1 pseudogene is annotated in these 237 nt (G+C 62.9%); it reads left to right on the forward strand.

The window, feature by feature from the left end:
• Nucleotides 1-237: pseudogene (locus AF337_RS36030) on the forward strand (flavin-dependent monooxygenase); the annotation flags it as partial.

Below are 237 nucleotides of genomic sequence, written 5' to 3' on the forward strand. Positions count from 1 at the left end.
GTGGGCGCTCTGTGCGGCGATCATTCCGCCAAATGGCGAGGGGGAGCGTCCTGTACCGGCGTTCCTTCTGGTTCCCGCCAGCGATTATGCCATTGCCGATACCTGGGATGTGGTCGGCCTCGCGGGCACCGGCTCAAAAAGCCTGATCCTCAAGGATGTCTTCGTTCCGGAATACCGCATGCTGAGCTTTCCGGATGCGACCTCCGGCAGAACGCCGGGCGGACGTGGCTACAAGGG

The organism is Rhizobium ecuadorense, assembly GCF_001187535.1.
Classification (GTDB): domain Bacteria; phylum Pseudomonadota; class Alphaproteobacteria; order Rhizobiales; family Rhizobiaceae; genus Rhizobium; species Rhizobium ecuadorense.